Origin of the sequence: Streptomyces lonarensis, from assembly GCF_012033735.1 — a bacterium.
Taxonomy (GTDB): Bacteria; Actinomycetota; Actinomycetes; order Streptomycetales; family Streptomycetaceae; genus Streptomyces; species Streptomyces lonarensis.
In genome coordinates this window covers 16,299-30,016 of sequence record NZ_JAAVJD010000045.1, presented here as the reverse complement: position 1 = coordinate 30,016, position 13,718 = coordinate 16,299, and the positions used below count along the sequence as shown (strand labels likewise).

Here is a 13,718-nt window from a genome sequence, read left to right as displayed (position 1 = left end):
GGCGCCGCCGCCCCGTGGGGACGGCGGCGGCACGGTCAGTCGGTGGGCTCCAGCCCTGCTCGGAGCAGGCCGAAGGTGTAGGCATCGTCCAACGCCTGCCAGGAGGCGGCGATGACGTTGTCGGCTACTCCCACCGTCGACCACTCGGCGGAACCGTCACTGGTTGTGACGAGAACGCGCGTCGTGGACTCGGTGCCCTGGGTGCCGGCGAGGATCCGGACCTTGTAGTCCACGAGCTGCATGCGGGCGAGTTCGGGGAAGGTCCGTTCCAGGCCGTTGCGCAACGCGCGGTCGAGTGCGTGGACGGGGCCGTTGCCCTCTCCCCCGGCGACGACGCGTGTCCCCTTGGCCCACAGCTTCACGGTGGCCTCGTTCTCCAGCCCACCGTCGGCGCGCTGGTCGGTGATCGTGCGCCAGCTCTCCAGGCGGAAGAACCTGCGGACGCGACCCAGCACCTCGTCGCGCAGCAGCAGCTCGAAGGAGGCGTCGGCGGCTTCGTAGCTGTAGCCCTGGAGCTCGCGCTCCTTGGTTCGTTCGACGATCCGGCCCACCAGCTCCCGGTCGCCGGCGAGGTCGTAGCCGAGTTCCTTGCCCTTCAGCTCGACCGAGGCGCGGCCGGCCATGTCGGAGACCAGCATCCGCATCGTGTTGCCCACGCGCTCGGGGTCGATGTGCTGGTAGAGGTCGGGGTCGACCTTGATCGCGGAGGCATGCAGCCCGGCCTTGTGGGCGAAGGCCGAGACGCCGACGTAGGGCTGGTGCGTGGCCGGGGAGAGGTTGACCACCGCGGCGACGGCGTGGGAGATGCGCGTCATCTCGGGGAGGCAGCCCTCGGGCAGCACACGGCGCCCGTACTTGAGCTCGAGAGCGGCGACGACGGGGAAGAGGTTGGCGTTGCCGACCCGCTCGCCGTAGCCGTTGGCGGTGCACTGCACGTGGCTGGCGCCGCCGTCGACCGCGGCGAGGGTGTTCGCCACGGCGCACCCGGTGTCGTCCTGGGCGTGGATCCCGAGGCGTGCCCCGGTGTCGGTCAGCACGGTGCGGACCACTGCCTGCACCTGCGCGGGCAGCATGCCGCCGTTGGTGTCGCAGAGGATCACCACCTCGGCGCCCGCCGCATGGGCGGTCGCCACCACGCTTCGGGCGTACTCCGGGTTGGCGGCGTAACCGTCGAAGAAGTGCTCGCAGTCGACGAACACGCGGCGACCGCGTGAGCGCAGGTACTCGACCGTGTCGCGGACCATCGCGAGGTTCTCCTCGAGCGTGGTGCGCAGCGCCAGCTCCACATGACGGTCGTGGGACTTGGCGACGACGGTGACCACCGGGGCGCCGGAGTCGACCAGCGCCTTGACCTGCGGATCGTCAGCGGCTGCGGTGCCCGCCTTCCTGGTCGCGCCGAAGGCGACCAGCGTCGCGTGCCGGAAGGTGATCTCCCGCTGGGCGCGCTGGAAGAACTCGGTGTCCCGGGGGTTGGCTCCGGGCCAGCCGCCTTCGATGTAGCCGACGCCGAACTCGTCGAGAAGGCGTGCGATGGCGAGCTTGTCGGCGACGGTGAGGCTGATGCCCTCACGCTGGGCTCCGTCGCGGAGCGTGGTGTCGAAGACGTGGAAGCCGTCGCTCGGCGGGGCGGCGGCCGGGGCGTCGGTGGTCATGGCGGTGAGACTCCTGTCGGTGGACACGTCGCGGGGGGCGTGTCGCTCCTGCTGCCTTCGATCCGCGCGGGGCTCTCCGGTGGGGTGGTCCGGAAAACGAAAAAACCCCTCGCGGGTGCGAGAGGTCTGCGCGCGGGTCCGTGGCACTTGTCGCCACTGCCGTCCGGTGGTGGGAAGGTCAGTGGCCGCTGGGGACCGGCGCGCTGTCACCCATAATCATGGTGAGCGAGAGCACGGCGCGAGTCTTCCACACCGGCGACCGGCCCACTTCCCTCGTCTCACCATCCGGACCGGGCAGGCACGGCAGGGTGTACCGCACGGGGCGGGGCCCGGCGGCGCGGAGCCGCCGCGAGCCCCGTCGGGGCGTGGGGCGTCGCCGTACGCCCCTCCCAGCGCCCCGGAGCGCACGGTGCCGGACATCGCTGCCCGGCACCGTGCGTCGCCTTCCCCGCGGCGAGCGCAGCCGTGCTTCGGCCGTGACGGCTCAGATGACCCGGTGGAGCCAGCCGTGCGGGTCCGGCGCGCTGCCGGACTGGACGGCGAGCAGCGTCTCGCGCAACCGGGTGGTGACGGGCCCGGGGCCGCCGTCGCCCACGGTCCAGGAGGCGCTGGTGGACTTGACGGAGCCGACCGGGGTGATCACGGCCGCGGTCCCGCAGGCGAAGACCTCCGAGATGGAGCCGTCGGCGTTGCCCTCGCGCCAGTCGTCCTTGGTGAGGCGGGTCTCACCGGTGGCGTACCCGAGGTCCTCGGCGATCTGGAGCAGCGAGAGCCGGGTGATGCCGGGCAGCAGGGTTCCGGTCAGCTCCGGTGTCAGAATCCGCGCGTCGTCGCCCGCGCCCTCGACGAAGTACAGGTTCATGCCGCCCATCTCCTCGATCCAGCGGCGCTCGACCGCGTCGAGCCAGACGACCTGGTCGCATCCGTGCTGGGCGGCTTCGGCCTGCGCCACCAGGGAGGCGGCGTAGTTGCCCGCGCACTTGGCCTCCCCGGTGCCGCCCGGAGCGGCACGCACGTACTCCTCCGACAGCCACACCGAGACGGGCTTGACCCCGCCGGGGAAGTAGGCGCCGGCCGGGGAGGCGATGACCATGAAGAGGTACTCGTTGGCGGGGCGAACGCCCAGGCCGACCTCGGTGGCGAACATGAACGGGCGGATGTAGAGCGACTGCTCGGGCTCGTTGGGCACCCAGGCCTCGTCCTGCCGGATCAGCAGGTCGATGGCCTCGACGAACGTCTCCTCGGGGAGTTCGGGCATGGCCAGTCGCCGGGCGGAACGCTGGAAGCGGCGGGCGTTCTCCTCCGGCCGGAAGGTCGCCACCCCGCCGTCGGGCTGGCGGTAGGCCTTCAGCCCCTCGAAGATCGACTGCGCGTAGTGCAGCGTCATGTTGGCGGGGTCCATCTGCAGCGGCGCGTAGGGCTGGAGCCGGGCGTCGTGCCAGCCCCGGCCCTCACTCCAGCGGATGGTCACCATGTTGTCGGTGAAGTGTCGCCCGAAGCCGGGTGCCGCCAGCACCGCCGCGCGGTCCTGGTCCGACAGTGGCTGTGCGGACGGCTTCAGGTCGAAAGCCAGGGGCGTCGTCATCTGCGGGTCCTTCGCTGGGTGTGTGGGCGGGCCGCGCCGCCTTCTCGGGCGCCGCGCACCGCGTCCGTGCACAGTACTAGGACGTCCCAGCAGAGGGGAGTTCGGCGGCGTGCGGAGAGGCGGGGCGGAGCACCGCCCGGAGGGCCGGTCCGGGCCGGCGCGGGGGAGCTGACAAGGAGGCACCGCACCGCCGGAGTCCGGTCGGTGCGGTGCGGGGACGGCGTGACGGCCCGGTGGGGCCCGCCGTCAGACGGCTACGCGTGAGGCGAGCGCGTCGCCGATCGCGGACGTGGTCCGCGGCGCACCGTCGCGCTCGGCGAGGTCCGCGGTGACGGCGTCCTCGATCTTCTCGGCGGCCGCCTCATGGCCGAGGTGACGCAGGAGCAGCGCGGCGGAGAGCACCGTGGCGGTGGGGTCGGCCTTGCCGGTGCCGGCGATGTCCGGCGCCGAGCCGTGCACGGGCTCGAACATCGACGGGAAGGCGCCGGTGGGGTTGATGTTCCCCGAGGCGGCGAGCCCGATACCGCCGGTCACGGCGGCTGCGAGGTCGGTGAGGATGTCGCCGAAAAGGTTGTCGGTGACGATCACGTCGAAGCGTTCGGGCTGGGTCACGAGGAAGATGGTGGCCGCGTCCACGTGCAGGTAGTCGGTGGCGACGCCGGGGTACTCGGCTCCGACCCGCTCCACGGTGCGGGACCAGAGGTGTCCGGCGTGGACCAGCACGTTGTTCTTGTGCACGAGGGTGAGCTTCTTGGCCGGCCGCGCCGCGGCGCGCTCGAAGGCGTCACGCACGACCCGTTCCACGCCGTAGGCCGTGTTGAGGCTGACCTCGGTGGCGACCTCGGCGGGGGTGCCGGTGCGCATGGAGCCGCCGTTGCCGACGTACGGCCCCTCGGTGCCCTCGCGGACCACGACGAAGTCGATGTCGGGTCGACCGGCGAGGGGGGTGGCCGTGTTGGGGAACAGCCGGCTGGGGCGGAGGTTCACGTAGTGGTCGAAGGCGAAGCGCAGCTTCAGCAGCAGACCGCGCTCCAGGACGCCGGAAGGGACGCCCGGGTCCCCCACTGCTCCGAGAAGGATCGCGTCGTGGCCGCGGAGCTGGTCCAACTCCGCGTCGGGGAGCGTCTCACCGGTGGCGTGCCAGCGTCGCGCGCCGAGGTCGTACTCGGTGGTCGCGAGCTTGACGTCCGGAGGCAGGGCAGCGCTGAGCACCTTCAGCCCTTCGGCCACCACCTCGGGGCCGATGCCGTCACCGGGGATCACTGCGAGATCAATACTGCGAGCCATGCGGGGAACCTACTACCTGAGTCCAGGGTGTGACACGGAACGTCCGCGATGCGGACGACGGCGCACGGCCCGTCGGGGCGCGGGGCCCTGCTCGGACCCCGTCTGCCGGAACGTTCGGACGGCGCCGGGTCAGTGCCCGGTGGAGCCGCCGTTGTCCCGTCGGTCCATCGCGCGCTGGAGAGCCGCGGCGGCGCTGCGGCGCTCGGCGTCGTCAGCTCGGGCGGCATGGCGGTGGCGGACTCGCGTGGGTGCGTTGGTGGGCATGATGTGCTCCTCAACCGTTCGGAACCCGACGTGCGGGAACGGGATGCAGATTTCGGGAGCCGCGGGGCGGGGGCTCGGCGCGCCGGGGGTCGCCCGGCCTCGTGCGCAGGCCACGGTCGCCGTTCGCTGGATGGTGCGAGAGGTTCGGCTTCTACAAAACTAGAGCACCCCGTCCGCCGTGTCTCCACAACTAGGCGGACGTCCTAGTATCTGAGACGCGATCATGGAAGACCGCAGGTCGCGGTAGGACGGAAAGGTGTGGGGCCCCGGCCCCGCCCCGTGGGCGCCACGACGCGTCCGGCCGAGCGCCCCGCGGACCGTCAGTGCGGCAGCACCGCACCGCCGATGTCCACCGATGCGCCCGGCGCGGGCCCGGCGGGCCGGCGGGCCCCGTCCTCGACGAGGAGCGGCAGCAACTCGGCCAGGCCCGCGATGCGGGACGCGGTCGCCGCGCCGGGCTCCGGGGATGCACCGGAGCGGTCGAGCCAGATGCCCACGAGGCCGGCCTCCGCCGCTGCGGCGGCGTCCGTGTCCCACCGGTCGCCGACGTAGGCGACCTCGTCGGGCTCCAGGTTCATCGCCATGCAGGCCGCATGGAACGCGGCGGCGTCCGGCTTGGCACAGCCGAGGTCGTCGGAGCAGACCAGCACCTCGAACCGGTCGCGGATGCCGAGTCGCCGGAGCTTGTGGTCCTGGGTCGCGGCCGCCGAGTTCGAGAGCAACCCCTGGCGCATGCCCGCCGCCTCCACCGCGTCCAGCGCCGGCAGCACGTCGGAGAAGACCCGCCATTCCGCTTCGAAGTGCTCGCGGTACCGCGCGAACCAGGCATCGGCCTCGTGGTCCGCGAGCAGTTCGCCGAGAAACCCGCGGACCCGTTCCCGGCGCTGCTCGCCGAAGGTGAGCTCGCCGCGCACGAACCGCCCGTAGTGCAGGCGCATGACCTCGTTCCAGCGCCGCACGGCGTCGGCCGCGTCCGACCTGGTGAGCACCGCCCCCTCGGCGGCCAGATGTCTCAGCACGCCGGCGCGCTCGGCACCGGAGTAGTCGAAGAGCGTGTCGTCGATGTCCCACAGGACTGCACGGATCGGCATGGTTCGGGTGCCGCCTTTCGCCCCGGTACGCGCACGTGCGCCTCCGGGCGATGGTAAGCACGTCGCGCCGTGCGGCGGCGGCCCCCGCCACGGGGAATCGGCGGGCACGGGGCGGCCCGGTGCCCCCCGTGCCCACCATATGCGGGCGCCCGACCGCCCCGCGCGGCTGTGCGCGGGGCGGTCGGGCGTCGTTGCGTGCCGCGGGCCAGGGACCTTCGGGGATCAGCCCATGTGCGGGTAGCGGTAGTCCGTCGGCGGGACGAGGGTCTCCTTGATGGCCCGGGTCAGCGTCCAGCGCATCAGGTTCTGCTTGGCGCCGGCCTTGTCGTTGGTGCCGGACGCCCGGCCGCCGCCGAAGGGCTGCTGGCCGACGACGGCCCCGGTGGGCTTGTCGTTGATGTAGAAGTTGCCGGCGGCGTACCGGAGCACCTCGGCGGCGTGTGCCGCGGCCGCGCGGTCGCGGGCGATCACCGCGCCGGTCAGCCCGTAGTCGGCGACCGACTCCATCTGGTGGAGCATCTCCTCGTAGCGGTCGTCCTCGTAGACGTGGACGGCGACGACCGGGCCGAAGTACTCGTCCCGGAAGATCTCGTTCTCGGGGTCGGTGCAGGTGATGACGGTGGGCCGGACGAACCAGCCGACCGAGTCGTCATAACTGCCACCGGCGACGATCTCGCAGGTCGGGTCCGCGGCGGCGCGGTCGATGGCCGCCTTGTTCTTGGCGAACGCGCGGTCGTCGATGACGGCGGAGAGGAAGTTCGAGAGGTCGGTGACCGGCCCCATCTGCAGCCCCTCGACCTCGGCGACGAGTTCGTCGCGGAAGCCGTTGTCCCAGATGGAGGCCGGGATGTACGCCCGGGAGAGGGCGGAGCACTTCTGGCCCTGGAACTCGAAGGCGCCGCGGGTCACCGCGGTCTTCAGCACCGCCGGGTCGGCGGAGGGGTGGGCGACCAGGAAGTCCTTGCCGCCGGTCTCGCCGACGATGCGGGGGTAGCCCCGGTAGTTCTCGATGTTCTCGCCGACGGTGCGCCACAGGTAGCGGAAGGTCGGGGTGGACCCGGTGAAGTGGATACCGGCGAGGTCCCGGTGGTGCAGGGCGACCTCGGACACCTCCTTGCCGTCACCGGTGAGGAGGTTGATGACACCGGGGGGCATCCCGGCCTCCTCCAGCAGCTCCATCAGCAGGACGGCGGCGTGGGTCTGGGTCGGCGACGGCTTCCAGAGGACCACGTTGCCCATCAGCGCCGGAGCCGTCGGCAGGTTGCCGGCGATCGCGGTGAAGTTGAAGGGCGTGATCGCGTACACGAAGCCTTCGAGCGGGCGGTGGTCGAGGCGGTTCCAGACACCGGGGGCGTTGGCGACCGGCTGCTCCGCGAGGATCTCGCGGGCGTAGTGGACGTTGAACCGCCAGAAGTCGATCAGCTCGCACGGGGTGTCGATCTCGGCCTGCTGCGCGGTCTTGGACTGACCGAGCATCGTGGAGGCGGCCAGCTTCTCCCGCCAGGGGCCGGCAAGCAGTTCGGCCGCGCGCAGGATCACGGCGGCGCGGTCGTCGAAGGACATGGCGCGCCAGGCGGGGGCGGCGGCCAGGGCGGCGTCGACGGCGTCGCGGGCGTCGTCGGCCGTGGCGTTGGCGTAGGTGCCCAGCACCGCGGCGTGGTTGTGGGGCTGTACCACGTCGAAGCGCTCGCCGCCGCCCATGCGCTTGACGCCGCCGATGGTCAGCGGGAGGTCGATCGGGTTGCCGGAGAGCTCCTTGAGCTGGTGCTCGAGTCGGGCGCGCTCGGGGCTGCCGGGCGCGTAGGTGTGCACCGGCTCGTTCACCGGCACGGGGACCTGGGTCACAGCATCCATGGCCATGGGCTCCTTCGCGTGGGTCGCTTCGTCGGGTCGCGTGTGTTCGGTTGTCGGGGAGGGCGGCGCGCCCCGGCGTCGCCCGCCGCGCGGCGAACGACGCGGCCCCGTGCGGGGCGGCGGCGTCACCTCTCCGCCGTGGCCCCGTGCGCGCCGTCGACGGGCTGCGCACGGGGCGGGGTCTCAGCCTCGGCTCACGAGCGAGCGGGCGAAGAAGGCGAGGTTCGCGGGACGCTCCGCCAGCCGCCGCATGAAGTAGCCGTACCAGTCGGTGCCGTAGGGGACGTACACGCGCATCCGGTGCCCCGCCTCGGCGAGCCGGTGCTGCTCGGCCTCCCGGATGCCGTACAGCATCTGGAACTCGTACTCGCCGGGCTTGCGGCCGAACCGCGCGGCCAGCGCCTCGGTGATGGCGACCAGCCGCGGGTCGTGCGAGCCGATCATCGGGTAGCCGTCACCGGCCATCAGGATCTTCAGGCACCGCACGTAGGCCCGGTCGACCTGGTGCTTGTCCTGGTACGCCACCTCGGCGGGCTCCCGGTAGGCGCCCTTGACCAGCCTCACCCGGGACCCTGCCACGGCCAGCGCCGCGCAGTCGTCCTCGGTGCGGTACAGGTAGGACTGGAGCACCGCACCGGTCTGCGGGTAGGTCGCCCGCAGATCGGCCAGGACGGCCAGGGTGGAGTCGACCGTGGTGTGGTCCTCCATGTCGAGGGTAACGGTGGTGCCGGCCGCGGCGGCGGCCTCCACCACCGGCAGCACGTTGTTGTGGGCGATCTCGTGCCCGCCGGGCAGCGCCTGGCCGAAGGCGGAGAGCTTCACCGACATCTCGGCCCGTTCACCGAGCCCCTCGGCTGCCAGCGCCTCGGCGAGGGCGAGGTAGGCGTCCCGCGCCCGCAGCGCCTCGGAGGCGTCGGTGACGTCCTCACCGAGGTGGTCGAGGGTGACCTCGAGCCGACGGTCGGTGAGGGACCTCACCGCGGTCAGCGCGGAGTCCAGCGTCTCGCCGGCGACGAAGCGGTCGACGACCGGGCGGGTGACGGGGGCTGACGCCACCACTCGGCGCAGGCCGTCGCTGCGCGCGGCGGCCAGAAGCACGGGACCCAGCACGGGCACCTCCACTGAAACGGTCCGACGGATCACTCACCCGCAACCTAAGGATCGCGCGCGCCCCGTCCCATCGACATGTGTCACGCCGCCGTGGCCGCGATGTCATACAGATGTATGAACCGCTGCGCTGCCGCACAATGGTGCGCGGGTCCGGGAGTCACGGGCCAGAGGAACACGGTCTCCCGTGGCGACCTCGCGGTCGCCGCGGACGGCGGCACGGCGCGGGCGCGCAGAACGGCGGCGAGTGATGCGGGCGGATTTCCAGGAGCTGGTGGACGAGGTCTCCGCGCTGCTCGACGCTCCCGCGACGCTGGAGGGGCGGGACTTCGGCCTGATCGCCTTCGGCGCCCACGACAGCGACGACGACCGCGTGATGGACCCGGTGCGGACCAGTTCGATCCTCCGCCGCGGCTCCACCCCCGCGGTACGCGCGTTCTTCGAGCGCTTCGGCATCGCGCGGGCGGACGGCCCGGTCCGTATCCCCGCCGCACCGGACGCGGGCGTCCGCACGGGGCGCCTCTGCCTTCCCGCGCGGAGCGAGGGGGTCGTGTACGGGTACATCTGGTTGCTGGACGACGGGGCGCTCTCGTTGGACGACCCTCGGCTGGCGACCGCATGGGGCGTGGCGGAGCGTGCGGGAACGCTGCTCGCCGCCCGCTCCGGAGCCCTGGCACGGCGGGGCGATCTCCTGGCCGCCCTGCTGTCGGCGGCGCCGGCAGACATAGCGGCGGCGGCCGACGCGCTCGCTCCGGTGGCCCGGCTCGACGCCGGTGAGATGTTCGCGGTGGTGGCGGTGGCCCCGTGGGCGGGGAGGGGTGGCACGCCGGCCGGCGCGCTGCCGGGCGTGGTCGCGGCGTGTGCGGTGGCCGCCGCCGACCTGACGACGCTCGCCGCCCTGGTCCGCCTGCGGTGCGACGGCGCGGAGGAACGGGCCCTGGCGGCGGCGCGGACCCTGTTGGGCGGGCCGGTCGCGCCCCGCGGCGAGGCCGCACGGGGCGCCGCGCACGGGGCGGGCGACCCCGGGGGGCTGCCGCCCGCGGTGGGGGCGGCCGCGGTGGGGGCGGCCGCCGGCGGTTCCGGGGGGAGCGCCGCCCCCGCGAGCCCGACGGCGGGTGTGGCTGCGGTGGTCTCCCGTGGGCGCCCGGTGGAGTCCGTGACGCGCGGTGACGACCGCGAGGCGGGGCCCCCGGCCGGCTCGTCTCCGGACGTCCTGCTCGGCGTGCCGGAGGCGTGGCGACGGGCGCGCGCTGCGGCGCGCGCTGCGCGGGCCGAGCCCCGCCTGCGCCCCGTGGCGCACTGGGACCGGCTGGGGCCGTACCGGCTGCTGACCGCCGCAGGGGGCGGCGGCAGCGGCCACCCGGACCCCGCCGTTGCGGCACTGCTACGGCCGGACCACCGCGAGCTGGCCCGCACGGTGGAGTCCTACCTCGACCACGCCGGTCAGGCCGGCCGGACGGCCGCGACTCTGGGGGTGCACCGGCAGACGCTCTACTACCGGCTCTCCCGGGTGGAACAGCTGACCGGCCTGGACCTGGCGGACGGCGGCGACAGACTCCTGCTGCACATGGCGTTGAAGACCGCGCGGCTGTGACACACCCTTCCCGGCGTCGGGGACCCGTACCGGCGTCGGGGCTCTGCCCACGCCGACTGTGCAGCGCCCCCGCCTCGGTACACCACCGTGCGGCGGCAGGCGCACCGGAACGCGGCAGTGCCCGGCGGGGCCGGGACCATGGGCACACTCCCCGCACGGGGCCGGAGCCGTGGGCCACGCTGCGGAGCACGCAGCCGCCCGCCCCATGCGCGTCCCGGAGAGCCGCACGGGGCGGCGGAGATATGCCGGGAAGCAGTGCCCGAAAACCGGCGCTCACGTCCGACACGGGGGCTTCACCACACCGCCCGGCACCGCTACGGTGCGCCTGGGAGCGCTCCCATCACGGTCCGCCGTGCTGTCCCCCACACTCAGGCGCTCCCCCGTCCGGAAGGGAACCCCCGTGGAGAACCCCAGAACAGCTCCCACCCTCACCCGAGGCCGCAAGCGCCGGCCCGGAGAACGTCGCCCCGCCGACGGCGCACGCCTGCTCGCCACCCTGACAGGAGCCGCGCTGATCGCCGGTCTCGCCGTCGCTCCCGCCGCGACCGGCGCGCCGCCCGTCCCCACCTCCGCCCAGGCCGCCGGCGCCCCGGCGGACGCCGACATCGCCCCCGCCTCCCTCCCTGCGATGGAGCTGTACCGGGCCGAGGCAGGGGTCAACGTCTGGCTCGACGAGAACCCGGACGACCCCCGCGCGCCGCTGATCGCCGAGCGGATCGGGTCCCAGCCCCAGGCCGTCTGGTTCGCCGGGGAGTACGACCCCGACACGATCACCGAGCGGGTCGCGGAGGTGACCTCCGCCGCCGAAGCAGCGGGGCAGCTGCCGGTGGTGGTGCCCTACATGATTCCGTTCCGGGACTGCGGCAACCACTCCGGCGGCGGCGCGCCAAGCTTCGCGGCGTACGCGGAGTGGGGCGAACGGTTCGCGGCGGGGCTGGGCTCCGAGCCGGTGGTGGTAGTACTCGAACCCGACGCGATACCGCTGATCGACTGCCTCGACGACCAGCAGCGCGCGGAGCGGCTGGCCGCGCTCTCCGGGCTCGCCGAGGCCGTCACCGACGCCAACCCCTCGGCACGCGTCTACTACGACGTCGGGCACTCCGGCTGGCACGCTCCGGCGGAGATCGCGCCGACGCTGGTGGAGGCCGGTGTCCTGGAGCACGGGGCGGGCATCGCGACCAACATCTCCAACTACCGCACCACTGCCGACGAGACCGCCTACGCCGCAGCGGTCGTCGCCCAGTTGGGCGGCGGACTCGGCGCGGTCGTCGACACCAGCCGCAACGGCAACGGACCGCTGGGCAGCGAGTGGTGCGATCCGCCCGGGCGGCTGGTCGGGCACACGCCCACCACGAACACGGGCGTGCCCGGCGTGGACGCCTACCTCTGGATCAAGCTCCCCGGGGAGTTGGACGGCTGCGACGGCCCGGCCGGTTCGTTCTCCCCCGCCAAGGCGTACGAGCTGGCGGGCGGCTGACCCTGTCCACGCGGTCGGCCGTCCCCGCTCGGCCGACGGTCCCCGACACGGCACCGAACAGCCGACAGCACGACGGCCGGTCGCCCCCGCGTGACGGGAACGGCCGGCCGGTCGCGACGGGTTCGGCGGGGGCGCGGACGTACCCCCGCCGAACACCGTGACGGGCCCGGACCGCCGGGCCCACCGCGCGGTGTCAGTCGGTGAGGTTGACGCCCCGTGCCGAGGTGGCGCCGATCTCGGCTCCGATCTCGGTGAGCACCTGCGCCGGAATGGTGCCGTCGACGGTCAGGGCGATCAGGGCGGCTCCGCCCTCCTCCGCCCGGGCGACCTGCATACCGGCGATGTTGATACCGGCCTCGCCGAGGAGCTGACCGAGGGTGCCGACGACGCCGGGGCGGTCGGTGTACCGCAGGAAGGCCATGTGGTCCGCGAGCGCCAGGTCGACCGTGTGCTCGCTGATGCCCACGATCTTCTGCTGGTGCTTGGGGCCGGCGAGCGTACCGGAGACCGAGACCTCGGTGCCGTCGGTGAGAGTGCCCCGCACGGTGATGAGGTTGCGGTGGTCGGGCGACTCGGAGCTGGTCGTCAGCCGCACCTCCACGCCGCGCTCCTGCGCGAACAGCGGGGCGTTGACGTACGACACCGTCTCCGCGACGACGTCCTCGAAGACGCCCTTCAGCGCCGAGAGCTCCAGCACCTTCACGTCGTGCTGGGTGATCTCGCCGTACACCTCGACGTCCAGCCGCTGCGCGACCTCACCGGCCAGCGCGGTGAAGATGCGGCCCAGCTTCTCCGCCAGCGGCAGACCGGGGCGCACCTCCTCGGCGATGACACCGCCCTGCACGTTGACGGCGTCCGGCACCAGTTCGCCGGCGAGCGCGAGCCGCACGGAGCGGGCCACGGAGACGCCGGCCTTCTCCTGGGCCTCGCCGGTCGAGGCGCCGAGGTGAGGGGTGTTCACCACGTTGTCGAACTCGAACAGCGGGGAGTCGGTGCAGGGCTCGGTGGCGTAGACGTCCAGCCCGGCGCCGGCGACGCGGCCCTCCTTGAGGGCGCTGGCCAGCGCGACCTCGTCCACGATGCCGCCGCGGGCCGCGTTGATGATGCGGACCGAGGGCTGCACCTTCTGCAGCGCCTCGTCGCCGATCAGGCCGACCGTCTCCGGGGTCTTGGGGAGGTGGACGGTGATGAAGTCCGAGGAGGCGAGGAGGTCGTCCAGCGCGACCATCTTCACGCCCATCTGGGCGGCCCGGGCCGGCTGCACGTAGGGGTCGTAGGCGACCACCTTCATGCCGAACGCGGACATCCGCTGCGCGACCAGCACGCCGATGCGGCCCAGGCCGACGACGCCGAGGACCTTCTCGGAGAGCTCGACGCCGGTGTACTTGCTGCGCTTCCACTCGCCCTTCTTCAGGGCGGCGTTGGCCTGCGGGATGTGGCGCGCGGTGGAGAGGATCAGGCCGCAGGCCAGCTCCGCGGCGGTGACGATGTTGGACGTCGGCGCGTTGACGACCATGACGCCGGCCTTGGTGGCGGCGGCGACGTCCACGTTGTCGAGACCGACACCGGCGCGGGCGATCACCCGCAGGCGGCGGCCGGCGGCGATGGCCTCGGCGTCGACCTTGGTGGCGCTGCGGATCAGGATGGCGTCGGCCTCGGCGATCGCGCCGAGAAGGGCGCCACGGTCCGCACCGTTGCACGTCCGGATCTCGAAGTCCGGACCCAGCGCGTCCACGGTGGCGGGTGAAAGCTCTTCGGCGATCAGTACGACGGGCTTGCTCACTTGTCTCAGTCCTCGCTTGTCCTC

Annotated in this window: 10 protein-coding genes; 2 read left to right on the top strand and 8 right to left on the bottom strand. The window is 73.1% G+C overall.

The features are described from left to right. Positions 1 to 35: 35 nt before the first annotated feature. From cimA to HCN56_RS08785, 7 genes are all read right to left on the bottom strand, one after another. Positions 36 to 1,652: a citramalate synthase gene (cimA, locus tag HCN56_RS08810; RefSeq protein WP_167968950.1), complete on the bottom strand. Its 1,617-nt coding sequence runs from the start codon at positions 1,650 to 1,652 to the stop codon at positions 36 to 38. A 484-nt stretch (positions 1,653 to 2,136) separates the two neighbouring features. After that, positions 2,137 to 3,237 (bottom strand): branched-chain amino acid aminotransferase, encoded by a 1,101-nt coding sequence (locus HCN56_RS08805; RefSeq protein ID WP_167968949.1) that lies wholly within the window; start codon positions 3,235 to 3,237, stop codon positions 2,137 to 2,139. 246 nt (positions 3,238 to 3,483) lie between these two features. Beyond that, the gene (locus HCN56_RS08800) at positions 3,484 to 4,524 is read right to left on the bottom strand and encodes a 3-isopropylmalate dehydrogenase (RefSeq protein ID WP_167968948.1); all 1,041 of its coding nucleotides are present in this window, start codon (positions 4,522 to 4,524) and stop codon (positions 3,484 to 3,486) included. A gap of 129 nt (positions 4,525 to 4,653) precedes the next feature. Beyond that, on the bottom strand, positions 4,654 to 4,788 hold the full coding sequence (locus HCN56_RS26970; protein ID WP_280923255.1) for a hypothetical protein: 135 nt from the start codon (positions 4,786 to 4,788) through the stop codon (positions 4,654 to 4,656). Positions 4,789 to 5,108: 320 nt separating this feature from the next. Then, positions 5,109 to 5,879 (bottom strand): HAD family hydrolase, encoded by a 771-nt coding sequence (locus tag HCN56_RS08795; protein ID WP_167968947.1) that lies wholly within the window; start codon positions 5,877 to 5,879, stop codon positions 5,109 to 5,111. Positions 5,880 to 6,101: 222 nt separating this feature from the next. After that, positions 6,102 to 7,733, bottom strand: coding sequence for an L-glutamate gamma-semialdehyde dehydrogenase (pruA, locus tag HCN56_RS08790; protein WP_167968946.1), 1,632 nt, complete (start codon positions 7,731 to 7,733; stop codon positions 6,102 to 6,104). Positions 7,734 to 7,916: 183 nt separating this feature from the next. Beyond that, a complete protein-coding gene (locus HCN56_RS08785; RefSeq protein ID WP_167968945.1) occupies positions 7,917 to 8,843 on the bottom strand; it encodes a proline dehydrogenase family protein in 927 nt (308 codons plus the stop codon). A 247-nt stretch (positions 8,844 to 9,090) separates the two neighbouring features. Here HCN56_RS08785 and HCN56_RS08780 point away from each other — a divergent pair, with 247 nt between their 5' ends. Both HCN56_RS08780 and HCN56_RS08775 read left to right on the top strand, forming a co-directional pair. Next, a complete protein-coding gene (locus HCN56_RS08780; RefSeq protein WP_167968944.1) occupies positions 9,091 to 10,434 on the top strand; it encodes a PucR family transcriptional regulator in 1,344 nt (447 codons plus the stop codon). A gap of 400 nt (positions 10,435 to 10,834) precedes the next feature. Beyond that, a complete protein-coding gene (locus HCN56_RS08775; protein ID WP_167968943.1) occupies positions 10,835 to 11,911 on the top strand; it encodes a glycoside hydrolase family 6 protein in 1,077 nt (358 codons plus the stop codon). A gap of 193 nt (positions 11,912 to 12,104) precedes the next feature. Here the strand turns inward: HCN56_RS08775 and serA are convergent, their stop codons facing one another. Further along, on the bottom strand, positions 12,105 to 13,694 hold the full coding sequence (gene serA, locus HCN56_RS08770; protein WP_167968942.1) for a phosphoglycerate dehydrogenase: 1,590 nt from the start codon (positions 13,692 to 13,694) through the stop codon (positions 12,105 to 12,107). Positions 13,695 to 13,718: the final 24 nt, after the last annotated feature.

Coding starts and splice junctions, on each gene's coding strand:
- cimA (WP_167968950.1), bottom strand. CDS start 1,652: ATGACCACCGACGCCCCGGCCGCCGCCCCGCCGAGCGACGGCTTCCAC.
- HCN56_RS08805 (WP_167968949.1), bottom strand. CDS start 3,237: ATGACGACGCCCCTGGCTTTCGACCTGAAGCCGTCCGCACAGCCACTG.
- HCN56_RS08800 (WP_167968948.1), bottom strand. CDS start 4,524: ATGGCTCGCAGTATTGATCTCGCAGTGATCCCCGGTGACGGCATCGGC.
- HCN56_RS26970 (WP_280923255.1), bottom strand. CDS start 4,788: ATGCCCACCAACGCACCCACGCGAGTCCGCCACCGCCATGCCGCCCGA.
- HCN56_RS08795 (WP_167968947.1), bottom strand. CDS start 5,879: ATGCCGATCCGTGCAGTCCTGTGGGACATCGACGACACGCTCTTCGAC.
- pruA (WP_167968946.1), bottom strand. CDS start 7,733: ATGGATGCTGTGACCCAGGTCCCCGTGCCGGTGAACGAGCCGGTGCAC.
- HCN56_RS08780 (WP_167968944.1), top strand. CDS start 9,091: ATGCGGGCGGATTTCCAGGAGCTGGTGGACGAGGTCTCCGCGCTGCTC.